Origin of the sequence: Micromonospora sp. C51 (assembly GCF_018070435.1) — a bacterium.
Taxonomy (GTDB): Bacteria; Actinomycetota; Actinomycetes; order Mycobacteriales; family Micromonosporaceae; genus Micromonospora; species Micromonospora sediminimaris.
This window is the reverse complement of sequence record NZ_JAGPXQ010000002.1, coordinates 69,934-95,788: the sequence shown is the minus strand read 5'-3', so window position 1 is coordinate 95,788 and position 25,855 is coordinate 69,934. Positions and strand designations below refer to the sequence as shown.

Here is a 25,855-nt window from a genome sequence, read left to right as displayed (position 1 = left end):
TGCCCTTGATCCGGTATCCGCGCCTGCCGCACCTGGCGCGCCACGCCAACGAAGAGCGGCTGCCCGACGCATTCTGTGGATGATGGACGTGTGAAGCCCGCGCTTGTACTCCTGCACAGCCTGTTGCTGGGGCCTCTGAGCTGGGCTCCGGTGGCGGCCAGGCTGAGGGCGCTGGGCGTCGCTACGGTGGTGCCGTCGATGGTCCACGTGACAAATGTCGACGACCCGCCGTTCTGGCCACAGATCGGTCCGGTGATCAAGGACAGTGTCTCCCACCTACCGCAGGACCAGCCGATCGTGCTGGTTGCTCACAGCAACGCCGGTCTTCTGGTGCCACCTGTCGTACCGGCTGCCGACCGTCCGATCGTCGGGTGCGTGTTCGTCGATGCCAGTCTGCCCTCGCGATGCGGGCCGACGCCGGCCGCGTCACCCGAACGCCTGACCTACCTGCGGTCGATCGCGGCGGAGGGCCGGCTGCCGCAATGGACGAACTGGTGGGACGAGGACACCGTCGCGCCGCTGTTCCCCGACCGCCGGACCAGAGCACTTGTCTCAGCCGAGCAGCCTCGGCTTCCGGTGAGCTACTACGAACAGCAGATCCCGGTGGCGGCGGGCTGGGATCACCGGCCATGCGCGTACCTGCTGTTCGGGCCGCCGTACGACCGCATGGCGCAAGAGGCACGCGCCCGGGGCTGGAGCGTCGCGGAGGTCCCGGGCGGACACCTCCATCAACTCATCGACCCCGACGCGGTAACCGCTCACCTTCTCACCCTTACCGCAGGATGGACTCACCTCCCTCGCTAGGCGGCCTTGACGGTGAACCTGCCGGACGGGACTGTGACCCCGAGCCTCGCCGAGCGGCGCCGATGGTCAGTCGACGCCGGACGAGCTCAGGGCAGCAGGATGATGTGCAGGGTGCGGGGGCCGTGGACGCCTTCCACGCGGTTGAGTTCGATGTCGCTGGTGGCTGACGGGCCGCTGATCCAGGTCAGTGGCCGGTGCGGGGCGAGCCGGGTGAGTGCCTGCGGCACGTTGGCGACGACCTGGGCAGCGCGGACCACGCAGATGTGCAGGTCCGGTAGGAGGCTGAGGACGCGGCGACCCTGGTCGGGTGAGCCGTCCAGCACGACGGTGCCGGTGTCGGCGATGGCGACGGCGGCGGCGGTGATCACGCCGTCGGCGGCGGCGATCGCGGTGGTGTCGAGACCCTCGTCAGCCAGGGCGGTCACGGTCGCCGGCAGCCAGGCCGACGGCAATGCCGGTGGTACGACGACGCTCGCGCCGGTCGGCAGGATGCCGGTGATGGTGTCGGCGACGGCCGCCTCGGTGACCCGGTGCACATGGGCGCGGTAGTCGGTCAGCCGATCCACCAGCAAATCCAGGTCGACCGCGCCGTCGCGCCGGTAGTCACGGAGCACCTCGACCGGGGCCGGCGCGGGGTCGAGGGCGGCCCGCAGCCGGGCGAGGATCGTTTCCCGCGCGCTCACCGCTGCGCCCACCACTGCCGGAAGGTCTGCGCCGGCACCTCGGGCAGGTCACGGCCGGCGGTCCAGCCGGACAACGGCGGCGGCAGGCCCCGACCACGCCGGCCCGTGAGCCGGCTCAGCCGGGTCGCGCGCTGCGCCGCCGCGAACAGCGCCGGGTGGTCCATCGCGTACGCGGCGGCGCCCATCACGGCCGCCTCACCGCGCGGATGCGGCGCCTGGTCGCGCAGGTGCACCAGCAACGCCGGAATGTTGATCTTCACAGGGCAGGCGTCGTAGCAGGCCCCGCAGAGCGACGACGCGTACGGCAGCGACGCGTTGTCGGCCACCCCGGTCAGCTGCGGGGACAGCACCGCGCCGATCGGCCCCGGATACACCGACCCGTACGCGTGCCCGCCGGTGCGCTCATACACCGGGCACACGTTGAGGCACGCCGAGCAGCGGATACAGTGCAGCGCCTGCCGGCCCACCTCGTCGGCGAGCACCGCGCTGCGACCGTTGTCCAGCAGCACCAGATGAAACGCCTGCGGCCCGTCGCCCGGGGTGACCCCGGTCCACATCGAGGTGTACGGGTTCATCCGCTCCCCGGTCGAGGCCCGGGGCAGCAGTTGCAGGAACACCTCCAGGTCCCGCCAGGTCGGCACCACCTTCTCCACACCCATCACGGTGATCAGCGTCTCCGGCAGGGTCAGACACATCCGACCGTTACCCTCTGACTCCACCACCGCCAGGGTGCCGGTCTCCGCCACCGCGAAGTTCGCCCCGGACACCGCCACCGACGTGGACAGGAACGTCTGCCGCAGAAACCGGCGCGCCGCCGCCGCCAGGACCGCCGGCTCGTCGGTCAACCCCGGATCCACTCCCGGCATCGCCCGCAGGAAGATCTCCCGGATCTCGGCCCGATTACGGTGAATCGCCGGCACCAGGATGTGACTCGGCCGATCCCGGCCGAGCTGCACGATCAGCTCGGCCAGGTCGGTCTCCACCGGCGCGATCCCGGCCGCTTCAAGGGCCTCGTTGAGGCCGATCTCCTGCGTCGCCATCGACTTGACCTTGATCACCCGGTCACTGCCGGTGGCGCGTACCAGGTCGACGACGATCGCGTTCGCCTCGTTGGCGTCGGCCGCCCAGTGCACCACTCCCCCGGCCGCGCTCACCCGGGCCTCCAACTGCTCCAACAGTTCCGGCAACCGGGCCAGCACGTCGGTCTTGATCGCGCTGCCGGCCGCCCGCAACTGCTCCCAGTCCGACACCTCACCGATCACACCCGCCGACTTCGCCCGGATCGTCGCGGTCGCGTGCCCGAGGTTGCGGCGCAACTGCGCGTCCGCCAGCGCCCGTCGGGCGGCAGCCGGAAAGGACTCCTCACCCCGCAGGTGCCCGACGCCCGCCGGGGCGGTCGTCGGCATGCCGAGGAAGGTCCGCCTCACGACCCGACCACCAGTTCGCTCCGCTCACCGAGGGCGCCGTCGGGCGCGGTCGAGGCAAGGATCTCGGCCAGGTGCACCGTACGCACCCCGACACCCAACCGCGACAACCCGCCACCGATGTGCATCAGACACGACGCATCCCCCGCCGTGCAGAACTCCGCACCTGTCGACACCACGTGCCGCATCTTGTCCACCAACATCGCCGTCGAGGTGTCCGCGTTCTTCACCGCGAACGTCCCCCCGAACCCGCAGCACTGCTCCGCCGCCGGCAACTCCACCAGGTCCAGCCTCCGTACCGCCCGCAACAGCCGCACCGGCCGATCCCCCACGCCCAGCATCCGCAACGAGTGACACGTCGGGTGATACGTCACCCGATGCGGAAAGGACGCCCCCACATCGGTAACCCCCAACACGTCCACCAACAGCTCCGACAACTCGAACGTGCGCGCCGCCACCGACTCCGCCCGCGAGGCCAGCCGGACGTCACCGGCCCGTCGCGCCACCATCGCGTGCTGATGCCGTACCGACCCCACACACGACCCTGACGGCGCGACGATCACGTCGTACGGATCGAAGACCCGCACATGCCGACGCACCAGCGGCACCGCCTGCTCCTGATAGCCGGTGTTGACATGCATCTGCCCACAACACGTCTGCCCGTCGGGGAACACCACCTCGTGACCCAACCGCTCCAGCAACCGCACCGTCGCCTTCGCCGCCTCGGGAAACAGGGTGTCCGCCAGACACGTCACGAACAACGCGATCCGCACGTCACACCTCCAACCGCCCCGCACCGGCCCGCGTCACCCCGGACCCGCCACCGGGCTCGTACCGCATGATCCGCTGAGTCTGCCGCACCAGCCCCCGCAGCGCAGCAAGGCCACCACAGGCGGTCCTGGCCTGCAACAGCAGGTTGCCGATCGCGGTGGCCTCCACCCGCCCGCCCAGCACCGGCAGGCAAGCGGCGACTGCGGTACCGGCTGGCCGGCGAGCCGGCACGCCTCGGTGATCCGGGCGGGCATGTCGCCCGGCGGCAGGAACGTCGGCGCGTCGACGCCGACCACGCTGCGGAATGCCGGTTCGGCAGCGGCGGCGGCCAACAGGTCGCTCAGGTCTGGCTTTCCCCAGGGCTGTCGGTCTCAGCCGTATCGCTCGACGAGCGCGTTGCCGATCGAGGCCAGGTGGTCTCGCACGCCCGGGGGCCCGGTCACCTCGATCCATTCGACCAGCCCGGCAAGCTCGCCAGCGAGTGTGTGTTCGTCGTTGCCGCGGATCACGACCTCGATGCGGCCGTCGGTCGTTGTGCCTCCCACCTCGAGCCGACCGCCGAACCCTATCCGGAGCACGCCTATCCCCCGGGGCGCACACACCGCCCGGGCTTCGAGGGGCGTTCGTTTGCGGTCGACTTCGTCGGCGATCGCGCGCCAGCTCTCGGCGAGATCGAAGTCGTCGGGCCGGTGTACGGGTTCGGAGGTCGGGTCGGCGGACGAGACGCGGTCGATCCGGAAGGTCCGCCGTCCGGCCTCGCTGTTGGCGACGAGGTACCACGAGGAGCCCTTGGCGACGACGCCCAGCGGGTGCACGGTTCGCTCGGTCTCGGTGCCTTCGCGATCGACGTAGCCGAGCCGGACCTGGACCCCGCGGATCACCGCGTCCTGGAGCGCGTCGAGGAAACGAGGCGGTCGCGGCTCTCCCCGGCTCGCCCCCCATCGCTGCGGATCCATCACGCGCGACGACGCCGCCGCCTCGGCCTGCGCCCGGAAAGGTGCCGGCAGGGCTTGGACGAGCTTGCGCAGCGCCGCTTTCACGGCCGGCGTCGCAGCCGAGGCCGGGCCGGCGACCAGGAAAAGGGCGCGGGCCTCACTCGCCGTCAATCCGGACAGGTCGGTGCGGGCGCCGCCCACGAGGCGCCAGCCGCCGCCTCGGCCCTGGATGGAGTACACCGGAACCCCGGCCATACCCAGCGCGTCGAGGTCGCGGCGGGCGGTGCGCTCGGAGATCTCCAACTCCCGGGCAACCTCCGCTGCGGTCACCTGCTCGCGCTGTTGCAGCAGCAGGAGGATGGCCATCAACCGGTCGGCTCGCACCTCGACAACACTTCCACGAAAACCGGTCAGGAGGTGACCGGTATCGGTCGGCATGATCCCGGCATGACAACCGAATTTCCCGAGCCGACCCGCATTCCGGTCAACGGTGTAGAGCTCGAAGTCTTCGAAGCCGGCCGGCAGAACGCGGGGAACCCCATCGTGCTGTGTCACGGCTGGCCGGAGCACGCCTTCTCCTGGCGTCATCAGATGCCCGCCCTCGCCGCAGCGGGCTACCACGTCATCGTGCCGAACCAGCGGGGCTACGGCAACTCGTCCCGACCGACCGAAGTCACCGACTACGACATCACACACCTGTCGGGGGACCTCGTCGCACTGCTCGATCACTATGGATACGACGATGCCACCTTCGTTGGTCATGACTGGGGTGCAGCCGTCGTCTGGGGCCTGACCCTGTTGCACCCGAACCGGGTCAACAAGGTGATCAACCTGAGCCTGCCGTACCTCGAGCGCGGGGACAGGCCCTGGATCGAGTTCATGGAGGATGTGCTCGGTAGCGACTTCTACTTTGTCCACTTCAACCGACAGCCGGGCGTCGCGGACGCCGTGTTCGAGGAGAACACGTTCCAGTTTCTTCGGAACCTGTACCGGAAGGACGTGCCCGTCACAGAGCCGCAGCCAGGCAATGTGTGGATCAACCTCGCCAGAATGGAAACCCCACCCGGTGAGCCCATCATGAGCGACGACGAACTGGCCGTCTTCGTCTCCGCCTTCGAATCAACAGGTTTCACGAGCGGTTTGAATTGGTACAGAAACCTGGACCGCAACTGGCGCCTGCTCGCCGACGTGAACCCGATCATCCAACAGCCCGCCCTCATGATCTACGGGGACCGTGACACGGTCGCGAGGTCCGAAAGACTGACAGAATTCGTGCCGAACGCGGAAGTGGTCAGTCTGGATTGCGGTCATTGGATCCAGCAGGAGAAGCCGGAAGAGACGAACCGGGCGATTCTCAAGTGGCTGGACCAGCGGGATGTCATCTAGCACCGCAGCAGGAATCCGCTGCACGGCCGTCTGAGAAATCGCGGAGTGTAGGGGCCTGGCCATGCCGCCTGCGCTGCGGGTTGGTGGTCCAAACGCCACCAACCCGCAGGATGCGCTTAGCCGGGGTCTGGGGATGCGGCCGTCACACAGACATACGTACAACGATCACGTGCGCCGGATCTGCCGCCATGCAGCGCCGAGACGCTGAGCCGTCAGTTGCTGTGGGACGGGCCGCTGACGCCTTCAGTGCCGCAGGTACGCGGTCAGCCGGTCGGCGAGTGGCTTCGGATGACTGAGCGCCACAGCGTGGCAACCGTCAATCTCGTCCGGGGTGACGCCGAGCCGGTCGGCGGCCACTCGGCGTTGGAAATCCGCCGGGAAGAACCGGTCCTCACGGGCGATGAGCACCTTCGTCGGCACGGCCGGCCAGGCGTCCAGTGGCCAGGGCTCGTTCCACTCCGCGCTGACCTGGTCCCGGCCATGCGCCGCAGCCTCAGCGACGATCTCGGCCGGCACGCCGTTGTAGAACTGCTGCTCCTCGCTGAGCCCTTCCGTGCCGCGGTAACCGGTGTTGTCCCACCAGTCCCCGGGCCTCTCACCGGGCTGCGGGACCATCGGCGTGAGCAGCACGATCAGCTGCACCGGCAGCTTGTCGGCAATCAGCGGCGCCGTGAACGCCCCATACGAGTGCCCGACGACCACAAGGTCACTGCGGTCACCGATCGCGCTGACGACCGTTTCGCAGAACTCGGCGAATCCCGCAGACCTGTCCTCGATCGGTAGCTCCGGCGCCACCACGTCATGGCCCGCTCCGGACAGCTCAGGGGCCAGAAGATGCCAGTCCCAGGCGCTGCCCCCGCCGCCATGGATCAGAACGAACGTCGCCATGCCCCGAAGCCTCACACACGGGTACGACAGCCAGGCGCACTGCCCGCTTGTCCACATCAGGTCGGCGGCCGTAGACCCCCACGGCAGCATGGCGCGGCGAGCGTGCGGAGGGTGCCGGCTGGCGGCGACGGACTGCTGTGATTCAGCGGGCGCGGCGGTAGTGCATGGCCACCGCACCGTTGCGCAACGAATCCGCCGAGAGCAGCTCGAGCCGACGCGTGCCGGGCAGCCCGCCCTGGTACAGCGTCGGACCGTGGCCGGCGATCCTGGGATGGACGAGCAGTTTGTACTCGTCGATCAGGTCCAGCCGGTCGAGCTCGGTCGCGAGCTTGCCGCTGCAGAGGAGGACCCCCGCCGGGGTCGCGTCCTTGAGCTTCTGCACACCCTCGCGTAGATCGCCAGCGATGTGGTGGCTATTGGTCCACGGGAAGTCCTGGCGCGTGGACGACACCACGTACTTGGATTTGGCCCCCAGCTTGACCGCCCACTCACGCAAGGCCGGCGGCGCCTCCACGTCGCCGCGGGCGACGGCAGGCCAATAGCTCTCCATCATCTCGTAGGTGACCCGACCCCACAGCATCGCCCCGGCCTCATCCATGAGACGGGTGAAAAGGGCGTGCGTCTCGTCGTCGGCGATCCCCTCCTGATGGTCGACACAACCATCCAAGGTGACGTTCAAGGTGAAGGTGAGAAGTCCCATGGCTGGCGACTCTAGTGCCCACCACCCGCGTAGCCGCCCCAGACGGGCGTCGATCAGCGAGTTTCCAGGGCCACACGCCCAAGCCCCGAACGCCCGAGGAAACCCACAGACATAGGGCTGCTCATCCGACGACCGTGGTAGGTCAGGGGTAGGTGACGCCGGTCAGGTCCTCGGCTGCCGCCCACAGCCGCTTGCCGACGGCCGGGTCGGCGGCCTCCCGGCTGAGCCGGGCCTCGGTGACCCTGCCCCGCGTCTCCCAGAGCCCGGACGGGCCGAAGAACTTGCCGCCACGTACACCGGGTTCGGTCGCGGCGCGCAACTGCGGCAGCGCGCCCCGCTCCACCGGCTGGGTTGCCAACAGCCCGCCCCAGGCGATCATTCGCCCGAACCGGCCACGGTGTTCCCAGGCACGCGGAGTCAGGTTGGTGCGGGTGAGACCGGGGTGGGCCAACGCGCTGACGATCGGCGCGCCGGCGGCGCGCAGCCGGCGGTCCAGTTCGATGCCGAAGATCGTGGTGGCGAGCTTGGACCGGCCGTAGGCGGCGGCTGCCCGATAGTCGCGTTCGAACATCAGGTCAGCGAAGTCCAGGTGCGCGCTCTTGTGGGTGATCGAGCTGAGGCTGACCACGCGGGCTTCCCGCGCCGCGGCCAGGTTCCCGAGCAGCAGGCCGGTCAGCGCGAAGTGGCCCAGCATGTTGGTGGCGAGGTGCAGTTCGAATCCGTCGGCGGAGGTGCGGCGCGGGCCGAGCAGCACCACGCCGGCGTTGTTCACGAGCAGGTCGATAGCCGGGTGGTCGCCGGCCAGTTTCGCCGCGAAGGCCCGCACCGAGGCGAGGGATGCCAGGTCCAGCTCGCGGACCTCGACGTCGCCGCCGATCCGGCGGGCGGCCTCCTCGCCGGCGGGGGTGCTGCGGACGGCGAGCACGACGTGGGCGCCGTGGCGGGCCAGTTCGGTGGCGGTTACCAGGCCGAGGCCCGAATTCGCGCCGGTCACGACGGCGACCCGACCGTGCTGGTCGGGAATGCGGTCGGTGGTCCAACCGGTCATCTGCTGCTCCTCAAGGTGTCGGTGCGCTGCGGCCATCGACGTTAGGAGCGATCCGGGCCGGTTCGGTCGTTCCCGGTTGCCTAGGTCTGCGGGACCTACCTTCGGCGGTCCGGGCCCGGGCACACTTGCGGCATGAACGGTCCGCACCCGTACGCTCGGGAGCTCGGCGACTTCCTACGCGCTCGGCGTGGCCGGCTGCGTCCACACGACGTCGGCCTGGAGCCGGGCGGCCGGCGCAAGGTCACCGGGCTGCGGCGTGAGGAGCTGGCCCTGCTGGCCGGGCTGAGCACCGACTACTACCAGCGGATCGAGCAGGGCCGGGAGGTACGCCCGTCCGACGACGTCCTGGACGCCCTTGCCGGCGCGCTCAGCCTCGACCACAAGGAACGCCGGCACCTGTTCACCCTGGCCCACGCCGCCCGCCGATCCACGCCCGTCCCGGTGAACCGCGATCCGGAGCGGGTACCGGAGGGCACCCGGCGCCTGCTGCGGGTGATGGACACCCCCGCGGTCATCCTCGGCCGGCATCTCGACCTGCTCGACTGGAACCCGATGGCGCAGGCGCTGCTCGGCGACCCGGACGCCTACCCGAGCGACCGGCTCAACATGCTCCTGCTGCTGTTCGACGACACGCTGACCGGCGAGCGGAGCTGCCCGGACTGGGAGCAGCAGGCTCTGGACTACATCGGCATGATGCGCGCTGCTGTCGCCACCGACCCCACCCACCCGCGCGCCACCGCGATCGTCGGCGAACTGAGCATCCGCAGCACCCACTTCCGGCGGCTGTGGGCCCAGCACGACGTACGCGAGTCGGTCAGCGGCACCAAGACCTTCCGGATTCCCGAGGTGGGCGACATCGTCCTGGACTGGGACACCTATCCCCTACCGGGGAACCCCGGCCCCGTCATGCTCGTCTTCACCACCAAGCCGGGCAGCGCCGACGCGGACCGGCTGCAACTCCTGGCATCGCTGCACGCGACCCGCTCAGCGCCCACCAACACACACTCCCGTCAAGCGGACAGGACCGGCACAGGACAGCAAGTTACGTAGCGAGACTCAGGGCTGCAGCGGCGGTCACAACTGGGCAGCGAGGGCTCGCAGGGCGATGTCGATGGAGGCGTGGAGATCTTCGCGGCTCGCGCCGGCGGCGGCGTGGACGGCGTGGCCCTCGCTGAGCGCCATCACGAATCGTGCCAGGGCTCTGGCATCCATGCCCTGCGGGAGGTCTCCTTCCTGTGCCGCCAGGGCAAGTCGTTCTTCGAGGGCGGACTCGGTGGCGGCCCGGCCCGCGGCCAGGATCTTGGAGATGCGGGTGTTCTCTGGCGAGCAGGCCAGACCTCCCTGGATGGAAAGGCAGCCCGCGGGGTGATCATCGGCGGTGAGGCCGTCGGCGCTGGAGCGTAGGAAAGCTTCGATTGCGGCACGTGCGGTGGGCTGGTCGAGTGCCGCGCGAGCGTTGGCCACCTGGGTCTCGTGGTAGCGGGTGAAGGCGCGTTGGAAAAGCTGCTCTTTGCTGCCGAACGTGGCATAAAGGCTCGGGCGGTTGATGCCCATCGCGCTGGTGAGGGCGCTCAACGACGCGCCCTCGTAGCCGTACCGCCAGAAGACCTCGGTGGCGCGATCGAGGACCGTCTCCTCGTCGAAGGCCCTCGGTCGTCCGGTGCGCGGCGTCTCAATGCCCATGAGAACCGAGTCTACCGATCGGTACGATACGTGACCCGCCTCACCGACCGATCGGTACAGAACTTGCTATCGTTGCCGGGCAACCGAGCGGTACAAAAGTTGCCGCGCTCGCGCAACCGGTCGCCCAGTCGACGGTTCGCGGCGGTCCGCGCACCTGGAGGGGACTCATGACCGTCACTCTGATCACCGGCGCAAACAAGGGCATCGGCTTCGAGACAGCCAGACAGCTTCACGAACTGGGTCACATCGTGTACATCGGCGCTCGCGACGTCGAACGGGGCGAGAAAGCCGCAGCGGCGCTAGGCGCACGATTCGTCCAGCTGGACGTTACCGACGACGCGTCGGTGAGCGATGCTCTGGCGACGATCGACGCCACCGAGGGTCGACTCGACGTACTGGTGCACAACGCGGGCATCCTGGGAGCCGGAGCCATGGACGGCCCGACAGCCCTGCGCGTGTTCGACACGAATGCCGTGGGGATCGTCCGAGTCACGGAGGCGGCCCTGCCTCTGTTGAAGCGCTCCTCGAATCCCACGGTGGTCACCCTTTCGAGCAGCATGGGTTCCTTCTGGGCGGTGACCAGTCCCGACCGGCCGGAGTTCAACATGCCGCTAGCGCTCTACGCGGCATCCAAGTCGGCCGCCACCATGCTCACCGTCCAGTACGCCAAATCCCACCCAGGGATCAAGTTCAACGCACTCGAACCCGGCACCACCGCCACCGACATGACCGCCGCCTTCGGAATCGGAAGGTCAGTAACGGACAGCGCCAAAACAGTCGTACGCCTGGCCACGCTCGACCCGGACGGCCCAACCGGGACGTTCACCGACGAGTACGGGCAGTTGAGCTGGTAGGGAGCGTGGTCGACGACGGCGGTGTCACCTCCGGCCCGGACGCCCCCCAGGTCGGCCGAGTGGCTCAGAGAGCGCCGGTCATCCGCCCACGCCAGCCGTGCAGGACGACGGCCGGGTCGGTGTCCAGCACCGACTCGAGCAAGGTGGCGTAGACGTCCCGGAAGTCCACGGTGAACTTCAGGTCACCGCGGTCGAGGTCTGTCAGGCTGGGCGGTTCTCCGTACAGGCCACCGCGCACCCCACTGCCGAGGAGAAGCATGTTCGAGGCGGTGCCGTGGTCGGTGCCGTCGGAGCCATTGGCCCGGACCCTGCGGCCGAACTCGGAATAGACAGCGGTGACCACCTTCCGGCCCGCGTCGGTCCGCGCCATCCGCTCGGTGAATCGGGTCAGCGCCCGGTCGAGCTGCCCGAGCAGCACCTCCTGCAGCTGCCTTTCGTCGGCGTGAGTGTCGAAGCCGCCGAGTGACACCGAGAACACGCGAGTGGTGACACCGGCCTCGATGCACTGGGCGACCAGGTCCAGCTGCGCGTCCAGGGAGGTTCGGGCGCCTCCGGTCGCGGTCGCCGGAGCCGTCTCCGCCTCCTGGTCGTTCTCCTCGTCCACTGTGGCGTCGCGCACCTCGCGGATCATCTGGTCGACGGCGCGCAAGTCGGCGAAGCAGGCCGCCGCACGCGCCCGGGCCGCCGACTCCCCCGCCTGGGCCACCGCCAGCGCAGCCAGCGCCGATTCCGGCAGACCACGAGGGGCCGAACGCTCACCGACCAGCACCGAGGCACCCGCCGACCGTTCGCCGGCCAGCAGCGGGGGCAACGTCGGCTCGAAGGAGACGGCGAGCCGCGGGTCCCCGCTGGCGTGGTCCAGCCAGCGGCCCACCCACCCGGTGGAAGCGGGCCGTTCGGGCTCGGCGGTGTGCCAGATGTCCATCGACCGGAAGTGGCTGCGGTCGGGCTTCGGGTAGCCGACGCCGCGCACCACCGCGAGCCGACCTTCGCCGTAGAGCCTGTGCACCCCGGCCAGCGCCGGATTCAACCCCACCTCGCCGTCGAGGCGCCGGACCTCCTCCGCCGCGTACGCCAGCTCCGGGCGGGCGTCGTGATAGGCCGGGTCCGCGTACGGGACGACGGTGTTCAGGCCGTCGTTGCCGCCGTACAGGGTGACCAGCACCAGCGTGCGGGAGTCCGGATCCCGGTCGCCGGCGGTGGCGAACAAATCCTCCAGCCGGTGGGCGGTGGCTCCGGCCGCCAGGGCGACCGCGCCGGCTACGCCGCTGGCCACCAGGAAGCGCCGCCGGGTCAGGCTGTCCACGCCGTTCTCCTTCAGCTGACCGTGTACTCGGGGCTGACCAGGCCGGCGACGATCAGCCGCCGTGGTTCACCGGCCATCGGAGCCAGCGCCGCCCGGGTGCGCTCGCTCCACTCGTCGACCACGAGCAGCCGGGCCAGTACGTCCGGCCGGTCGTCGCGGGATACCGCCGCGAGCCGGGACAGCACCGCCGGTGCCGCAGCACGGGCGAGGTGTCCGGCGGCACGGAGCCGGGCCTGCGCCGACGACGTGGTCAGCCAGGCGGTCCCGGCCGGCCAGCCGCCGACGCTGGGCGGGCGCAGCGGCACCTGCTCCAGCGCGTTCAGGCCCCCCACCAACTGCCGGCGACGCTGCTCGGGCAGGTCCGCCGGTCGGATCCCGAGCTGCCGCATCGCGCCCACCGCCCACTCGACGGGCTGCTTGACGAGGGTCTCCCGGGTCTGGGCGAAGTCCGGCGCGGTGAAGATACGGCGCAGCGTCGCCAGTGTGTCGGCACCGGCGAGACCGTCCGGGGCCGGCAGGTGTGCACCGGCGAACCGGAACCAGAGCCGGCCGGCCACGAACCGCGCCGTCTCCCGCTGGTCGGTCAGCAACCGGGCGTAGGACCGGGCGTCGAACGGGGCGGTGACGCCGAGGATCGTCTTCGGTCCGGTGTCGTGCCGGCGCGGCTCGAACCGCACCGCTCCGGTCCGGCGATCGACCAACCAGCCGGTCAGTGCCCGGGCACCCTCCCTCACGTCCGTCTCGGTGTAACCGCCGCCGACGCCGAGAGTGAACAGCTCCATCAGCTCCCGAGCGAGGTTCTCGTTCGGAGCCTTGCGGGTGTTGCGCTGCCCGTCGAGCCACAGGATCAGGGCCGGATCACGCACCATCGCGTCCACCAGCGGCGGCAGCGGTCCGCGCCCGAGCCGGCGCAGGGTTTCCAACTGCCGCAGCATCAACCCGGCGGAGCGAACCTTCTGCACACTTGTCGCCCAATGCCCGTGCCAGAAGAACAGCAGCTTCTCGGTCACCTGGTGCTCGGCGACGACCATCCGTCCCAGCCACCAGTCGAGCAGCCGGGTCACCTGCTCCCGGCGCTGCTGGTTGGCCCGCTGCCGCTGCTCCCGGGGCGCCCCGCGGTCGAGTTGGGCCGCCGGGTCCGGCCCGAGAACCGGCACCGGGGTGGCCGCCGCGCCACGATCCGGGCCCTCCGGCGCGAGCAGCCGGTCGAGGGTACGGGCAAACCCGTCACCTTCGGCCGCGTCCACCTCCTCGGCTGTCGGCCCGAACGTCGCCCGACGCAGCAGGTGCGTTACCGCCTCCCGCTCAGTCACCCGGCAGACGCTACGACACGAACGTACGGCGACGGTAAGAACTCGGTCAGGGATGGACAAACACGCGGTGCCCGGCAGGTCGTCCGGCACCTCGATGCTCTACTCCTTGCGGTCCAGTCGTACGGCCCGCAGTACGACGTCATCGACGTGGTGGGTGCTGATCGCTCCCGGAGGGCGGGGACGGGTCTCGTTCACGTCGATGCGCCAGTCGCTCGAAGCCGTGATCTCGGCGGCGATCTCGTCGATCGTGACGTACGCCTGCGGGTCGTACATGCGGGTCTGCTCGCCGGGGTCCGACGGCTGCTCGAGCCAGGTCAGGTCGTGGCCGACGACGAGCAGCGTCCCGCCGACGGCCACGGCGTCGAGCAGGTTGCGCAGGCCGCGCTGCTCGGGCGTGCGCTGGAACGAACCGTACTGTAGCGAGACGAGGTCGTAGGTCTCGTCTGCGTACGCGGCGGGGTCGTTGGCGTCGCGGTGCAGCGTGCGCACGTCGAGCCCGCGACGTTCCGCTTCGGCCCGGATCCGGTCGAGTGCCCTGCTGGAGACGTCGGAGGCGGTCACCTGCCAGCCTCGTTCGGCCAGCCAGAGCGCGTCGGCTCCCTCACCCGCGCCGACGTCGAGCGCCCGCCCCGGAGGCAGGTCCCTCGCCTCCGCCACGAGGGTGCCGTTCGGGTTGGCGCTCCACACGCGTTCCTGTTCCCCGTAGCGACCGTCCCACTCGATCGCGACGCCGGAGGGACGGACACCCGCCGTGGTGTCCTCGGCGGCGAGGCTGAAGGCGATCTGGGCGCCGATCCAACTTCCGTTCGCCGCGGACTGCAGGACCTGGGCGCTCGGGTCCGTCAGGTTCCCGGCGGCGAAGACGCCCTCCACGCTGGTACGTCCGGTGGGGTCGACCGCGACGAGATCACCGAGTCCGCTGGGGTGGGCCGTGGTGTCGATGCCGAGCCCGGCGAGCATCTCGACCCGGGGACGGAACCGGGCCCCGGTGAGGATCGCGTCGGCTGGCAGGCTGCGGCCGTCGGCGAGTTCGACGACGAGCGACCCGTCCGGGCCGGCGTCGGCCACCCGGCGCACCGCACTCTCGACCACGGCTACCCCGGCGGCGACGAGGGTCTGCACCGCGGCCGGGTCGATCCCCGTCGCGTCATGCAGCACCACGGTCAACCGGTCGGTCAGATGCCGCATCAGCTGGGTCGGATGCAGTCCCATCGGCGTCGTGACGATCTGCACGACCCGCAGGTCGCGGACCTCCCAACCGTGGCAGAACGGACAGTTGAACACCTGAGCGCCCCAACGTTCGGCGAGACCCTCGATGTCGGGAAGCTCGTCAACGATGCCGGTCGCGGCCAGTACCCGGCGGGCGACGAGACCGTGCCCACCCGAGAGGGCGAGGTGGAATCCGTCCTCCTCTTGCCGCACCGCCAGGACACGACCGGTGAGGACGTTGCCACCATAGCTACGGACCTCCTTGCGCCCGATGGCCCGCATCTCCTCGGGTGGGATGCCCTCACGTCCGAGGTAACCGTGCATGTGCGCCGCCGGCGCGTTCCGCGGCGTGCCGTCGTCGACGACGATGACCGAGCGTCGCTGACGAGCGAGCTGCAGGGCGGCCGCCAGACCGGCCGCTGATCCGCCGATGACGGCGACGTCGCATTTCCGGACGATGCTCTGGTGCGGTGTGTGTTCGGAGGCTCCGTGGGCATGATCTGTCATGCGTCCAGCGTAGGAACCTCTGGCGGCATCTGACAGGCCGCTTGCGAGATCCGCAAAACACCCTCATGCTGAGAAGATGAACGACCGCAGTGAGGTGGAGCGGCTGGCGCGCACCCGGCTGCGGAGCATCCGCACCACGCTCGGCTACTCCCTCGAGGAACTCGCCGAACGCACCAACCTCAGCCCGTCGACGATCAGCCGGGTCGAAACGGGCAAACGGACACTCAGCCTCGATGTGCTCGTGCCCTTGGCCAACGCGCTACAGGTAAGCCTCGACGTCCTCTTCGAGGCAACCAGCGACGAGGACGTGGTGATCCGCCCCGTGCAGCACCGTTCGGGTTCGCGCACCACGTGGCCGCTGAGCCGCGTCGACGGACGCACCATGGCGATGAAGGTCCGGTTGGAGCCCGAGGCGACGATGCCGGCCCAGCGGGTCCATCCGGGGTACGACTGGTTCCTCGTGCTCGATGGCAGGGTGCTGCTGTGGCTCGGTGAGCGGCAGATCGAGGTCGGAAAGGGCGAGGCAGCCGAGTTCTCGACGATGACGCCACACTCGATGACAGCCCTCGACGAGCCGGCCGAGCTGATCATGATCTTCGACCGCGAGGGGCAACGCGCACATCTGCACCAGTAAGAGCGACCGGCAGGGCGGAGCCGGGCAGCAACACACCGATGAGGCCGCCCCCCCCCGACCGACGCGACGCCCGGCCTTGGATGCTCGAACGGTACGCACCAGAGGAGTCGTAACCCGGCCCGCTCGACGCGTACGGACGACTCGCGGCGCACGCTCCGGTGGGCATCAGCGCCGAAGCGCGCCACCGCCGGTCAGGCGGGCCGCAGCGGCTCGGAAGAGTTGGACGACTCCGGTGATGTTGTCCTGGCCGTGTCCCCGGTCGATCGCCTGCTGGTAGATGTCGGCGGCCGTGTGGGTCAGGGCGATGGTGAGGTGACGGGAGGCGGCGTCTGCGGCGGCGTATCGCAGGTCCTTGGCGACCAGGTCGATGGGGAAGGCCGCCGGGAAGGTGTGGCCGAGCATGGCGGTGGCGGCGGTGGCGGCGGCCGGGCTTGCCACCGGAGTGGCGGCGAGGACTTCGACGGCACGGGCAGTGTCCAGGTCGGTGCCGTGCAGCGCGCCGAGCAGCTCGGCGACGGCAGCGACCTGGACGGCGAACAGAGAGTTGAGGAGCAGCTTCATCCGGGTGCCGGTCCCGGTCGGTCCCATCTGGTGCACGGCGCCGCCGATCTGTCGCAGCACCGGCTCCACCCGGTGCGAAACCGCCGGTCGGCCGCCGACGAGGAAGATGAGTGTTCCGGCCTCCGCTTGGGGGCGCGAGCCGAGCACCGGTGCGTCGAGAAAGTCCACGCCGCGTTCGGCGCACCGGGCAGCCAGTTCGGCGGAGAACGCCGGGGTCACAGTGGAACAATCGGCGGCGACCGTCCCAGGTGCCATCGCTGCCAGCGCGCCCGTTTCCGGTGCCAGCCACACCTCACGGCCGGCGTCGTCGTCGCGCAGCATGCTGAGCACGAGGTCACACTGCTCGGCGGCGGCCGCCGGCGTCGCCGCCGCGGCAGCGCCCGCCTCGGTCAGGGGCCGCGTCGCCTCGGCCGTGCGGTTCCATACGGTGAGGTCGTGTTCGCCCGTGGCGAGCAGTCGGCGGGCCATCCGCGAGCCCATCGCGCCAAGTCCCAGCACAGCGATCTTCATCATGCTCCTTCCTCGGTGGTGGCGGTGCGAAGGTCAGGAGCCCATGGCGGCGAACGCGGCGGTGACGCCGCGCTCCAGCAGGGCGTCGACGAGGGCGCGACCCAGACCGCGGTTGGCTCCGGTGACGAGGGCGGTGCTTCCGGTGATCTCCATGCCGACCACCCTGCCGCTCGCCGGTGAGGACATGAATGCCTGCGTTACTCGACTGTTTGCCCGTCCGTCTCACCCGTCCGCTACTGTCCCTGCGGCGGCCCTAATCTGTGCGGGTGGATGTTCTGGGTGACGTACTGGCGCTGGCCCGGGTCGACGCGAGCCTCATGGCAACCTTCGACGCGCGAGCTCCCTGGGCCATCGAGCTGCCGGCCCGCCACGGTGCCGCGTTTCACGCCGTAGTCGCTGGCACCTGCTGGTTCACCACCGACGCCGCGCCGCCTCGCCAGCTGTCCCCGGGCGACCTCGTGCTGCTGCCCGCCGGGACCCGCCACCAACTGGCCACCGATCCGGGCCTGCCGACTCGCCGCTTCGACGACGATCTCAAACGCAGCCTCATCCGTCCCGACGGTGAACTGGTCCTCGACGGGCCGGGCGCACGGACCCGGATCCTGTGCGCCGGTTACCAGTACGCGACCGACGTCACCCACCCCGTCCTGGGGCTGCTGCCGCCAGTGCTGCACGTGGCCACCGCCCAGCCGGACAGCGGGCCCTGGCTGCGCTCGGTGCTGGACCTGCTGGCCCACGAGACCCGCAGCCACACCGCCACCGGCTCCGGCACCGCCGCGCTACGCCTGCTCGACCTGCTGCTGATCCACGTCGTTCGAGCCTGGCTCGATACCGAAGGTGACACCATGGACCCCTCGTGGCTACGCGGCCTGCGCGACCCGATCACGGCACGCGCCCTCGCCGTGCTACATGAGCGCCCCGGCCGCCACTGGACCCTGGACACCCTCGCCGCAATGGTAAACGTCTCCCGCGCCACCCTCGCCCGACGGTTCACCCTCCACGTCGGCGAACCCCCGCTGACCTACCTCACCCGTTGGCGCCTCGACGTAGCCGCCCGTAGGCTCCGCGACACCAGCCTGCCTGTCGCCGCCATCGCCCACGAGGTCGGCTACACCTCCGAATTCGCCTTCAACCGCGCCTTCACCCGCACCCACGGCCAACCACCCGGCCGTTACCGCCGACACACCACCACCGGGTAACCACACCAGACGACAACGGCCGACACCGCCGGGCCACCGCCGTATCCCCTGTCCCCCGCTGTCTCTCGTTCGGCGGTCCGGTGTCGCATCAGCCCTCGTACAGGGCGACACGCAGCCGGGTGGCGAACCGCTCAGGGTCCTCGACGAAGCCGATGTGGCCGCCGGGGAACATGGTCGGGGCGACACCCAGCGCCGCGGCGAGGGCCGTTGAGGTGCGGTCGCAGAGCTGGCCGCTCGAGTCGTCGCCGATGCCGACGACAATCCGGGTCGGCGCGGAGCGCAGGACCGCTACGTCCGGCTGCCAGCGGGTGGTCGCCCGGAGCATGTGGGCGAACTGGAAGTGTTCGTCCGCGGCCGTCTGCGCGTCTCGCTCGCCGACCATCGCCTCGAACACCTCGTCCGGCAGATGGATGTTCGCCGTAGCCAGGAACTTCGCCCAGGCACCTCGCACATCGCCGGAGAGGTAGGTGGCGATCATGTCCTCGGTCTGCTCGCGCAGCTCCTGGCGGTCGTCCAGCAACTCGTCCAGCGGCGGCTCGTGGGCGATCACCGTATGAACCTGCTCCGGGTGGATCTGGGCAAGGGCGAGCGCGCTGACCGCGCCGCCGCTGGACCCCAGCACGGCGGCCGGGCCGCGGCCGAAATGGGACAACAGCCGGAAAAGGTCATCGGCGCGCAGCTCCGGGGTGGAGTCCCGGTCGCGGTCGTCGACGGGGCTGCGGTTGATGCCGCGGGGGTCGGTGGTGAGCACGGTGTGGTCGGCAGCGAGCAGGTCCGCCAGGGGCGCGAACGACCTGGCGTCCATCGGGGCGCCGACGAGCACCACGAGTGGCCCCTGGCCGCGGACCTCGTAGTACAGCCGCGCGCCGGGGACCTCCAGGGTCGCGGCGGTGACGGGAACGGTCGATGTGGCGTTCATCGTGATCCTCCTGGGAACCGGACTGGGTTGCTCCTTCGGAAGTAGGTGACTCCCGTCGTGGGGCAGAATCGTCGGTCGTGAGCGACCTTTTTCTCAGGCGTACGCCGGATGCGGCGACCGCCGACGGTGCCGACGCCGACCTGGCCCGCGCGCGCGACGGCGACAACGCCGCGTTCACGCGCCTGGTCGAGTCGCTGCGTCGGGAACTGCACGCCCACTGTTACCGCATGCTCGGCTCCACCCACGACGCCGACGATGCGCTGCAGGAAGCGCTGCTTCGTGCGTGGCGAGGACTCGCCCGGTTCGAGGGGCGCAGCTCGTTGCGTTCGTGGCTCTACACGGTGGCCACCCGCACCTGCCTGGATCTCATGGAGACCCGGCAGCGGAGAGCCGTGCCTGTCGATCTTGGCCCGTCCAGCCGACACCCCGTGCTCGACGCGGCCCCGCGCACCGACGTCGCCTGGCTCGGGCCATACCCGGACGCGGGTCTCGGTGATGGCCGGGCAAGCCCGCACGCCCGGTACGAACAGCGCGAAGCCGTCGAACTCGCGATGGTGGCCGCCCTACAGCACCTACCGGGCAACCAGCGGGCCGCGCTGCTCCTCTTCGACGTCCTGGGCTTCACCGCCGCCGAGATCGCCACCATGATGAACACGTCGACGACATCGGTGAACTCCGCGCTGGCGCGCGCCCGCAAGATCATCGCGCAACGGACTCCCTCCCGGTCGCAACAGCAGACACTGCGCAAGATCGACGACGGCCGCCTGCGAGAGATCGTCGTCGCGTTCTCCGCCGCGCTGGAAAACGGTGACGCCGACGGCCTCGTCACCTTGCTGACCCGGGACGTGACCTGGTCGATGCCGCCGCTGCCCCACTGGTACCAGGGCGTCGACGCGGTCATGGACTTCGCGGTGCGGGTCCCACTGACCGGATGCGGCTCCTGGCGGCACCTGCCGACCAGCGCCAACGGCCAGCCCACCGTCGGGTGCTATCTGTGGAGCACCGAAGCCGGCAGGTACCGCGCCTGGTCGATCAACGTCCTGACCATGGACGGCGAAAAGATCGCTGCAATCACGTCATTCATCGGTTCGGAGCACTTCGCGCACTTCGGGCTACCGGACACGCTTGCCTGATCCCAGGTTCGACGCGGCCGCTCGATCGGAGAACCCGGCAACTCCAACGCCACCGACCACCGGATGCTCCGCAACAGTCAGCCGCTGAGGAACTGCTCCAGCCCGTCCAGGAGGCGGTCGAGCCCGAACCGGAACGTGCGTTCCGGATCATCTATCGCGTTGTACTCCTCGCCGGCCACCCGCCCGACCCGGCCGGAGATCGGATAGGCCTCGGCTGGCATCACCCGCTCGAGAACCGGCGCGTTGATCTCCCACCATTCGGCGTCGGAGATGCCGGACCGCTCCGCCGTACGCCGTGCGTCCACCGATGCCCGCGCCATCCCGGCGGTGAAGCCGCTCAGCAGCGTGATCACCTGGTCCATCTGGAGATCGGTGAAACCGGCACCTTCGATGGCCGCGAGCTGCCACTCGTACCGGTCGGAGACGTTCGGACCGATCCACGGCCGGCTGTTCTCCACCTGAAGCAGCCAGGGATGTCTGTGGAACTCGTCCCACAGCTGCTCGACGATCCGGGTCATCCGCTGCCGCAGCGGACCCTCGTGCGGCGGGAGTTTCTGCTCGCCCGCGACCTCGTCCACCATCAGGCCGATCAGCTCGGAGCGGCCGGGGACGTAGGTGTAGATGGACATCAGCTTCAGCCCGAGCCGATCGGCGACCTTGCGCATCGAGAAGGCAGGCAGGCCCTCCTCGTCGGCCACCGCGATCGCGGCCCGGACCACCTCGTCGATGGTGGCCCGCTGCTTCGGTCCCCGTGAGCCCTGCGGCGTGCCGAGGGTACGCCGCCACAGCAGTCCGAGCGTGCGGTCGACGTCCTGACTTTCCATGTGCGGAGGTTACCCCGTGAGGTGTACGGTGTACCACGCACCATTTCCGTAAGGCATACGGAGTTAGGAGCCGGTGTTGACGAACCACACCCTGACCGCCGACGGACTACGCAAGAGATACGGCGACGTGCCCGCGCTGGACGGCTTCGACCTGAGCGTGCCCGCAGGTGTCATCCACGGGCTGCTCGGTCCCAACGGCGCCGGCAAGACCACAGCGGTCATGGCGCTGGCCACCCTGATCGACGTGGACGGCGGCAGCGCCAGCGTCGCCGGGTACGACGTACGGACCCAGGCCCGCCAGGTCCGGCGCCGCATCGGACTGGTCGGGCAGCACGCCGCCGTCGACGAGATCCTCGGCGGCCGCCAGAACCTGGTGATGTTCGGCCGGCTCTACGGGCTGAACTCCGCCGACGCCCGGGTGCGCGCCGACCAGTTGCTCGACACCTTCGACCTGACGGACGCGGCGACCCGGGCGGTCTCGACCTACAGCGGCGGGATGCGTCGCCGGCTCGACATCGCCGCCGGCCTCATCCTGACCCCGGCAGTGCTGTTCCTCGACGAACCAACCACCGGCCTCGATCCCCGCGCCCGCAACGAGGTCTGGGCAGCCGTGCGCGAGATCGCCGCCCGCGGCACCACGGTCCTGCTCACCACGCAGTACCTCGACGAAGCCGACCAGTTGGCCGACCGGATCTCCGTCATGAACCACGGCAGGATCATCGCCAGTGGTCCGCCGGACGCCCTCAAACGCCAGGTCGGCGGCGACCGCGTGAGCGTCACGATGCCGCTGCGCGAGCCACTGGCGTCCATCGCGCAGCGGATGTCGGCGGCCGTCGGGGCACCGCCCGCGATCGACACCGACACCCGCACCATCACCTTCGAAGTCGGCACCGGCGTGGTCGCGATCGCCGAGATCGTCCGCGCCCTGGACGAGATCGGCGTCACCCCGGAGGACCTGGTACTGCGCCGCCCCACCCTCGACGAGGTGTTCCTGACCCTGACCGACAAGGAGGTCGCGCGATGACCACACTGCGCGCCGGCTGGGTCATCACCCAGCGGGATCTGGCCCACTGGGTACGCCAGCCGTGGGCACCCATCTTCGGCCTGCTCTTCTCGATCATGCTGCTGCTGGTCTTCGGCTTCCTGTTCGGCGGCGCGATCAGCGTCCCGGGCGGCGGCGACTACATCAACTTCCTGCTGCCCGGCATGCTGGCGCTGAGCATGATGTTCGGGGTGGAAGCCACTGCGACCGCCATGGCCAACGACGCCCGCAAGGGCATCACCGACCGGTTCCGTTCGATGCCGATCGGCAGTGCGTCGGTGGCGTTGGGCCGCGTCGGCGCCGACATGGCCAACTCGGCCGTCGAACTACTGGTCCTGATCCTCGGTGGCCTGCTCATCGGTTGGCGGATCTCGTCGGATCCGGCATCGGCGGCCCTGGCCGTGCTGCTCCTGCTCCTGCTGCGGTTCGCCGTCCTGTGGATCGGCATCTTCCTGGGACTGACCTTCCGCGGCGAGGGTGCGACGGTGGCGGTGCAGGTGCTGGTCTGGCCCATCGGCTTCCTGTCCACCGCGATCGTGTCCGCCGAGACGATGCCCGGCTGGCTCGGCGCCCTCGCGGCCTGGAACCCGTTGTCCGCGACCGCGTCCGCCGCCCGTCAACTGTTCGGCAACCCGACCGGCATCACCGAGGGGCCGCTTGTCGACGGGGCGGTGTGGCTGGCGGTCGGTTGGCCGCTCCTGCTGACCGCCGTCTTCCTGCCGCTGTCGGCGCGTGCGTACCGCAGACTGCGCCACTGAAACCGGCCGGACCGCAGCTCGAGCGCTTTCGCCAATGTCCGTGTACCACTGCCCACCAGGAGAGCAGATGAGCTTGACCGACCAACTACAGCGCCTGCTCGACGCCGGACTCGCCGACGTCACAGACAGCAGTCCGACAGAACTCGCCGCCTGCGTCGCCGCGCTGCCAGACGAGCCCCAGTGCGTGCTGGCCGTGCACCCCGAACTGGCCACCGCGCGTCAACTGGCACCCCTGCTGCGCCGTGACGACAAACCCGGCTTCGTCGTCGACGACATGGTCGACCTCGAACAGTTCGTACCCATTGACGGCCTTGCCCTACCCGACCGCCCGCTCTATCTCGTCCGCGAGCCCGACCGCGGCGACGACATGCGCAACTGGAGTCCCAACGAGGCGCTACCGGCCATCCTCGAACGCGGACGCACACCGCTCACCGTTCACGAGGGGATCAGCTGGCTGCTACAGGAACCGAAGTTACTCGAACCCAATCACTGCTTCATGACCATCGGCTCCCGCAAACCCACCGGCAAGACCCTCGACGCCCGAGCTCCTGCCATCTGGATCAGCGGCGGAACCGGACGCGACGGCACTGCCCGACGTCGAGCGCCGAAGATCGGATGGTGCTGGGCCGGCAACCGGCACACCTGGCTCGGTTTTGCCTCCGCGCGCCACCGCAGTCCTGTCAATTGATCGCGGCAGCGGGCCCGGGCGGAAACGGGAAAGGGCAGCTGGCTCCAGCCTGACCGGCTCTCATCCCGTTGTGCACAGGCGGCGATCCGCCTGCCGGATCGCCGCCTGGACCTAGCCGCGACACCGCCGACGTCCTGGACATCGCACTAGGATCGTCGGCCATGACTCGCACCACGCCGCCGCGGCCGCTGGACGTCACGGAGCTCTTCCCCGCGTTGAGGAACCACTCGGCGACGGCCACGCGGCTGCATCCCCGGCCCGGTACGCCGACGGCCGCCGACAGTTCGGTGGGTGGCCCGCTGCTCTGGCCGGCCGACGAGGCGTGGCCAGTGTGCGCAGATGGGGATGCCCACTACGTGGGCGAGCTCCAGACGCCGTCGACGGTCCGCCGCAGCCGGGAGATCTACGCGGCGGCGCAGGCCCGTGCCGACGCGACGGGCACTCCTTACACCCTGACCGACGAGGAACAGGCGCAGGTGCCGGACCTCGACTTCTCCGAGCCGTACAGCCTGGTGAACCAGCCGATCCCGTTGGTCGCGGTGGCACAGCTGTACCGCCGGGACGTGCCCGACTTCGCCGGCCCGGACGGCACCGATCTGCTGCAGGTGCTGTGGTGCCCGCTGGACCACCCCGAGGAGGGCTACAACCCGCGGGCACGGCTGTACTGGCGGCACAGCGCCGACATCAGCCGGCCCGTGGCCGCGGCTGGCGAACCCCCCGTCGTCAACGACGCCTACCTGCCGACTCCCTGCGTCGTGTACCCGGAACAGATCCGCGAGCACCAGTACGGCGGGCTGCTGCCTGAGGAACTCGCCGCCCAGATCACTGCCTGGGAGGAGGGGCCCGCGGGGGAATGCGACGACGAGGACGGCGTCGACTACCAGTTCGACCTGTCATTGGCGCCGGGCTGGAAGGTGGGCGGCTTCGCGAACTGGTCGCTGACCGACCCGCATCCGATGGACTGCCCGGAGTGTGGCACCGCGATGACGCTGTTGTTCACCGCCGACTCCAGCGAGTGGCACGGGTCGGGCGGCAGTTGGCGGCCGCTGGAGGAACCGGCGGAGGCGCCGGCCAACCCCACCGATGTCTGCATCGGCCGTGGCTACGCCCTGTACATCTTCCGCTGCCCGGTCTCGTTCGACCACCCACCAGCCACCACCATGCAGTGATCGTTGAACATCGGGGCCGAAACGACGCACTACTTCCGGCAACGACCGAGCGTTCGGGCCTACAACCGCGCCGTGCCGAATGGGTTGTCGATGACGTACCGCCAGCAGCCATCGGGGCCCCGGCGTGCCACGTCGGTAGCGGTGCCGTCCAGGTGCACATGCTGCCCGTCGGCGCCCCGGCCGTCGATCGTCCAGTCGACGATCAGTAGGGCGATGTCGTCGGCCAGGTAGACGTGCCGGGGACGAACGTCGATGGGCAGGCCCAAGTCGAGGAAGCGTTGGTTGGCCGCCACCCTGGCCACGCCGGTGACAGCCTGGCCCGGCGCGGCGACAAAGACGCCATCAGGTTCGTAGACCTGCTCCACAGCAGCGACATCACCGGAGTTGAAGGCCCGAGCGAAGATCCAGGGGTGTTGGCTGGCGTCGTCGGTCAACGGGACACTGTCAGGGTGGAGGCTGAATTCGGCGCTCATACGGCCAGTCAAACCGGGCCCGCCGCCGGTAACCAAACGGTGAGCAGCGGCTGGGATCGTGAACTGGTCCCGGACACCCGCGGCGAGACAAGACATCCCGCGCCAACCTGCCCCGTGGAAGTCGCGCTCGCCGCTGTCGGCGGCCGATGGACGACGCTCCTCCTGCGGGAACTGATGCATGGGCCCCGCTCGTTCGGCCAGATGCGGGCCGCGTTGCCAGCGCTGAGCGCGAAGGTCCTGAGCGAGAGGCTGACCAGGTTGGTAGTTGACGATCTGATCGAGTGCCGCCGCCATAAGGGCTTTCCGTCTCACACCGTCTACCGGCTCACCGCCGCCGGTCGGACGCTCAAGCCGTTACTGATCGAGCTTTACCGGACCGGTGACGCGCTGCTCCGTGAAACCTCAGCGCAGCGCGACCCCAACGGCACGTGAAT

At 69.8% G+C, this 25,855-nt stretch carries 28 protein-coding genes and 1 pseudogene; 12 read left to right on the top strand and 17 right to left on the bottom strand.

What is annotated here, in order from left to right; all coding sequences use genetic code 11:
* Window positions 1-90: 90 nt before the first annotated feature.
* A complete protein-coding gene (locus KBX50_RS03400) occupies window positions 91-804 on the top strand; it encodes an alpha/beta hydrolase (RefSeq protein WP_210934580.1) in 714 nt (237 codons plus the stop codon).
* Between the two features lie 86 nt (window positions 805-890).
* Here the strand turns inward: KBX50_RS03400 and KBX50_RS03395 are convergent, their stop codons facing one another.
* From KBX50_RS03395 to KBX50_RS03375, 5 genes are all read right to left on the bottom strand, one after another.
* Complete coding sequence (locus KBX50_RS03395) at window positions 891-1,487, bottom strand: LUD domain-containing protein (protein WP_307870824.1); 597 nt, start codon at window positions 1,485-1,487, stop codon at window positions 891-893.
* Window positions 1,484-2,893 carry a lactate utilization protein B gene (locus KBX50_RS03390; RefSeq protein WP_210934577.1) on the bottom strand — a complete coding sequence of 470 codons (1,410 nt, stop codon included), beginning with the start codon at window positions 2,891-2,893 and terminating at the stop codon, window positions 1,484-1,486. The genes KBX50_RS03395 and KBX50_RS03390 overlap by 4 nt, the downstream gene beginning before the upstream one ends.
* Before the next feature lie 17 nt (window positions 2,894-2,910).
* Window positions 2,911-3,684 (bottom strand): (Fe-S)-binding protein, encoded by a 774-nt coding sequence (locus KBX50_RS03385; protein ID WP_210934575.1) that lies wholly within the window; start codon window positions 3,682-3,684, stop codon window positions 2,911-2,913.
* A 1-nt stretch (window position 3,685) separates the two neighbouring features.
* Window positions 3,686-3,913 carry a hypothetical protein gene (locus tag KBX50_RS03380; protein ID WP_210934573.1) on the bottom strand — a complete coding sequence of 76 codons (228 nt, stop codon included), beginning with the start codon at window positions 3,911-3,913 and terminating at the stop codon, window positions 3,686-3,688.
* A gap of 140 nt (window positions 3,914-4,053) precedes the next feature.
* Complete coding sequence (locus KBX50_RS03375; RefSeq protein ID WP_307870823.1) at window positions 4,054-4,983, bottom strand: WYL domain-containing protein; 930 nt, start codon at window positions 4,981-4,983, stop codon at window positions 4,054-4,056.
* Here KBX50_RS03375 and KBX50_RS03370 point away from each other — a divergent pair.
* Window positions 4,960-6,003, top strand: coding sequence for an alpha/beta fold hydrolase (locus KBX50_RS03370; RefSeq protein ID WP_247673063.1), 1,044 nt, complete (start codon window positions 4,960-4,962; stop codon window positions 6,001-6,003). The genes KBX50_RS03375 and KBX50_RS03370 overlap by 24 nt on opposite strands.
* 243 nt (window positions 6,004-6,246) lie before the next feature.
* On the opposite strand, the gene KBX50_RS03365 is transcribed toward KBX50_RS03370, so the two are convergent.
* From KBX50_RS03365 to KBX50_RS03355, 3 genes are all read right to left on the bottom strand, one after another.
* Complete coding sequence (locus KBX50_RS03365; protein WP_210934570.1) at window positions 6,247-6,891, bottom strand: alpha/beta fold hydrolase; 645 nt, start codon at window positions 6,889-6,891, stop codon at window positions 6,247-6,249.
* Window positions 6,892-7,033: 142 nt separating this feature from the next.
* The gene (locus KBX50_RS03360) at window positions 7,034-7,591 is read right to left on the bottom strand and encodes a dihydrofolate reductase family protein (protein ID WP_210934569.1); all 558 of its coding nucleotides are present in this window, start codon (window positions 7,589-7,591) and stop codon (window positions 7,034-7,036) included.
* A 142-nt stretch (window positions 7,592-7,733) separates the two neighbouring features.
* Entirely contained in the window at window positions 7,734-8,639 is a 906-nt protein-coding gene (locus KBX50_RS03355) for an oxidoreductase (RefSeq protein WP_210934568.1), read from the bottom strand.
* Window positions 8,640-8,771: 132 nt separating this feature from the next.
* On the opposite strand from KBX50_RS03355, the gene KBX50_RS03350 reads away from it, so the two are divergent.
* A complete protein-coding gene (locus tag KBX50_RS03350; protein WP_210934565.1) occupies window positions 8,772-9,689 on the top strand; it encodes a helix-turn-helix transcriptional regulator in 918 nt (305 codons plus the stop codon).
* Between the two features lie 24 nt (window positions 9,690-9,713).
* Here the strand turns inward: KBX50_RS03350 and KBX50_RS03345 are convergent, their stop codons facing one another.
* Entirely contained in the window at window positions 9,714-10,322 is a 609-nt protein-coding gene (locus KBX50_RS03345; protein WP_210934563.1) for a TetR/AcrR family transcriptional regulator, read from the bottom strand.
* A 167-nt stretch (window positions 10,323-10,489) separates the two neighbouring features.
* On the opposite strand from KBX50_RS03345, the gene KBX50_RS03340 reads away from it, so the two are divergent.
* On the top strand, window positions 10,490-11,176 hold the full coding sequence (locus tag KBX50_RS03340) for an SDR family NAD(P)-dependent oxidoreductase (RefSeq protein WP_210934561.1): 687 nt from the start codon (window positions 10,490-10,492) through the stop codon (window positions 11,174-11,176).
* A gap of 64 nt (window positions 11,177-11,240) precedes the next feature.
* Here KBX50_RS03340 and KBX50_RS03335 read toward each other — a convergent pair whose 3' ends face one another.
* The 3 genes from KBX50_RS03335 to KBX50_RS03325 form a co-directional block, all read right to left on the bottom strand.
* Window positions 11,241-12,482, bottom strand: coding sequence for a DUF1501 domain-containing protein (locus tag KBX50_RS03335; RefSeq protein ID WP_210934559.1), 1,242 nt, complete (start codon window positions 12,480-12,482; stop codon window positions 11,241-11,243).
* A gap of 11 nt (window positions 12,483-12,493) precedes the next feature.
* Window positions 12,494-13,795, bottom strand: coding sequence for a DUF1800 family protein (locus KBX50_RS03330; RefSeq protein WP_210934557.1), 1,302 nt, complete (start codon window positions 13,793-13,795; stop codon window positions 12,494-12,496).
* Window positions 13,796-13,894: 99 nt separating this feature from the next.
* Window positions 13,895-15,511: an FAD-dependent oxidoreductase gene (locus tag KBX50_RS03325; protein ID WP_210934555.1), complete on the bottom strand. Its 1,617-nt coding sequence runs from the start codon at window positions 15,509-15,511 to the stop codon at window positions 13,895-13,897.
* 76 nt (window positions 15,512-15,587) lie between these two features.
* Between KBX50_RS03325 and KBX50_RS03320 the strand changes: the two genes are divergently transcribed.
* Window positions 15,588-16,145: a helix-turn-helix domain-containing protein gene (locus tag KBX50_RS03320; protein WP_210934553.1), complete on the top strand. Its 558-nt coding sequence runs from the start codon at window positions 15,588-15,590 to the stop codon at window positions 16,143-16,145.
* Between the two features lie 165 nt (window positions 16,146-16,310).
* On the opposite strand, the gene KBX50_RS03315 is transcribed toward KBX50_RS03320, so the two are convergent.
* A complete protein-coding gene (locus KBX50_RS03315) occupies window positions 16,311-17,216 on the bottom strand; it encodes an NAD(P)-dependent oxidoreductase (protein ID WP_210935097.1) in 906 nt (301 codons plus the stop codon).
* 45 nt (window positions 17,217-17,261) lie between these two features.
* A pseudogene (locus KBX50_RS03310) lies at window positions 17,262-17,369 on the bottom strand (short-chain dehydrogenase); the annotation flags it as partial.
* Window positions 17,370-17,476: 107 nt separating this feature from the next.
* Here KBX50_RS03310 and KBX50_RS03305 point away from each other — a divergent pair.
* On the top strand, window positions 17,477-18,415 hold the full coding sequence (locus KBX50_RS03305; RefSeq protein WP_210934551.1) for an AraC family transcriptional regulator: 939 nt from the start codon (window positions 17,477-17,479) through the stop codon (window positions 18,413-18,415).
* An 88-nt stretch (window positions 18,416-18,503) separates the two neighbouring features.
* Here KBX50_RS03305 and KBX50_RS03300 read toward each other — a convergent pair whose 3' ends face one another.
* The gene (locus KBX50_RS03300) at window positions 18,504-19,334 is read right to left on the bottom strand and encodes an alpha/beta fold hydrolase (protein WP_210934549.1); all 831 of its coding nucleotides are present in this window, start codon (window positions 19,332-19,334) and stop codon (window positions 18,504-18,506) included.
* A 77-nt stretch (window positions 19,335-19,411) separates the two neighbouring features.
* Here KBX50_RS03300 and KBX50_RS03295 point away from each other — a divergent pair, with 77 nt between their 5' ends.
* Window positions 19,412-20,467, top strand: a complete 1,056-nt coding sequence (locus tag KBX50_RS03295) for a sigma-70 family RNA polymerase sigma factor (RefSeq protein WP_307870822.1) — start codon at window positions 19,412-19,414, stop codon at window positions 20,465-20,467.
* 77 nt (window positions 20,468-20,544) lie between these two features.
* Here KBX50_RS03295 and KBX50_RS03290 read toward each other — a convergent pair whose 3' ends face one another.
* Window positions 20,545-21,291 (bottom strand): TetR/AcrR family transcriptional regulator, encoded by a 747-nt coding sequence (locus KBX50_RS03290; RefSeq protein ID WP_210934547.1) that lies wholly within the window; start codon window positions 21,289-21,291, stop codon window positions 20,545-20,547.
* A gap of 76 nt (window positions 21,292-21,367) precedes the next feature.
* Here KBX50_RS03290 and KBX50_RS03285 point away from each other — a divergent pair, with 76 nt between their 5' ends.
* From KBX50_RS03285 to KBX50_RS03270, 4 genes are all read left to right on the top strand, one after another.
* Window positions 21,368-22,315, top strand: a complete 948-nt coding sequence (locus KBX50_RS03285; RefSeq protein ID WP_210934545.1) for an ATP-binding cassette domain-containing protein — start codon at window positions 21,368-21,370, stop codon at window positions 22,313-22,315.
* Entirely contained in the window at window positions 22,312-23,091 is a 780-nt protein-coding gene (locus KBX50_RS03280; RefSeq protein WP_210934543.1) for an ABC transporter permease, read from the top strand. Before KBX50_RS03285 ends, KBX50_RS03280 begins: the two co-directional genes overlap by 4 nt.
* A 67-nt stretch (window positions 23,092-23,158) precedes the next feature.
* Window positions 23,159-23,779, top strand: coding sequence for a DUF5701 family protein (locus KBX50_RS03275; RefSeq protein ID WP_210934541.1), 621 nt, complete (start codon window positions 23,159-23,161; stop codon window positions 23,777-23,779).
* A gap of 161 nt (window positions 23,780-23,940) precedes the next feature.
* A complete protein-coding gene (locus KBX50_RS03270; protein WP_210934539.1) occupies window positions 23,941-24,948 on the top strand; it encodes a hypothetical protein in 1,008 nt (335 codons plus the stop codon).
* A 59-nt stretch (window positions 24,949-25,007) separates the two neighbouring features.
* On the opposite strand, the gene KBX50_RS03265 is transcribed toward KBX50_RS03270, so the two are convergent.
* The gene (locus KBX50_RS03265; RefSeq protein ID WP_247673061.1) at window positions 25,008-25,421 is read right to left on the bottom strand and encodes a DUF4440 domain-containing protein; all 414 of its coding nucleotides are present in this window, start codon (window positions 25,419-25,421) and stop codon (window positions 25,008-25,010) included.
* Window positions 25,422-25,535: 114 nt separating this feature from the next.
* On the opposite strand from KBX50_RS03265, the gene KBX50_RS03260 reads away from it, so the two are divergent.
* Window positions 25,536-25,853 (top strand): helix-turn-helix domain-containing protein, encoded by a 318-nt coding sequence (locus tag KBX50_RS03260; RefSeq protein ID WP_210934534.1) that lies wholly within the window; start codon window positions 25,536-25,538, stop codon window positions 25,851-25,853.
* Window positions 25,854-25,855 lie beyond the last annotated feature (2 nt).

Excerpts from the sequence above, each read along its gene's own strand:
- KBX50_RS03390 (WP_210934577.1), bottom strand. The coding sequence starts at position 2,893 with ATGCCGACGACCGCCCCGGCGGGCGTCGGGCACCTGCGGGGTGAGGAG.
- KBX50_RS03375 (WP_307870823.1), bottom strand. The coding sequence starts at position 4,983 with ATGGCCATCCTCCTGCTGCTGCAACAGCGCGAGCAGGTGACCGCAGCG.
- KBX50_RS03365 (WP_210934570.1), bottom strand. The coding sequence starts at position 6,891 with ATGGCGACGTTCGTTCTGATCCATGGCGGCGGGGGCAGCGCCTGGGAC.
- KBX50_RS03360 (WP_210934569.1), bottom strand. The coding sequence starts at position 7,591 with ATGGGACTTCTCACCTTCACCTTGAACGTCACCTTGGATGGTTGTGTC.
- KBX50_RS03355 (WP_210934568.1), bottom strand. The coding sequence starts at position 8,639 with ATGACCGGTTGGACCACCGACCGCATTCCCGACCAGCACGGTCGGGTC.
- KBX50_RS03350 (WP_210934565.1), top strand. The coding sequence starts at position 8,772 with ATGAACGGTCCGCACCCGTACGCTCGGGAGCTCGGCGACTTCCTACGC.
- KBX50_RS03345 (WP_210934563.1), bottom strand. The coding sequence starts at position 10,322 with ATGGGCATTGAGACGCCGCGCACCGGACGACCGAGGGCCTTCGACGAG.
- KBX50_RS03340 (WP_210934561.1), top strand. The coding sequence starts at position 10,490 with ATGACCGTCACTCTGATCACCGGCGCAAACAAGGGCATCGGCTTCGAG.
- KBX50_RS03325 (WP_210934555.1), bottom strand. The coding sequence starts at position 15,511 with ATGACAGATCATGCCCACGGAGCCTCCGAACACACACCGCACCAGAGC.
- KBX50_RS03320 (WP_210934553.1), top strand. The coding sequence starts at position 15,588 with ATGAACGACCGCAGTGAGGTGGAGCGGCTGGCGCGCACCCGGCTGCGG.
- KBX50_RS03315 (WP_210935097.1), bottom strand. The coding sequence starts at position 17,216 with ATGAAGATCGCTGTGCTGGGACTTGGCGCGATGGGCTCGCGGATGGCC.
- KBX50_RS03300 (WP_210934549.1), bottom strand. The coding sequence starts at position 19,334 with ATGAACGCCACATCGACCGTTCCCGTCACCGCCGCGACCCTGGAGGTC.
- KBX50_RS03290 (WP_210934547.1), bottom strand. The coding sequence starts at position 21,291 with ATGGAAAGTCAGGACGTCGACCGCACGCTCGGACTGCTGTGGCGGCGT.
- KBX50_RS03280 (WP_210934543.1), top strand. The coding sequence starts at position 22,312 with ATGACCACACTGCGCGCCGGCTGGGTCATCACCCAGCGGGATCTGGCC.
- KBX50_RS03275 (WP_210934541.1), top strand. The coding sequence starts at position 23,159 with ATGAGCTTGACCGACCAACTACAGCGCCTGCTCGACGCCGGACTCGCC.
- KBX50_RS03270 (WP_210934539.1), top strand. The coding sequence starts at position 23,941 with ATGACTCGCACCACGCCGCCGCGGCCGCTGGACGTCACGGAGCTCTTC.
- KBX50_RS03265 (WP_247673061.1), bottom strand. The coding sequence starts at position 25,421 with ATGAGCGCCGAATTCAGCCTCCACCCTGACAGTGTCCCGTTGACCGAC.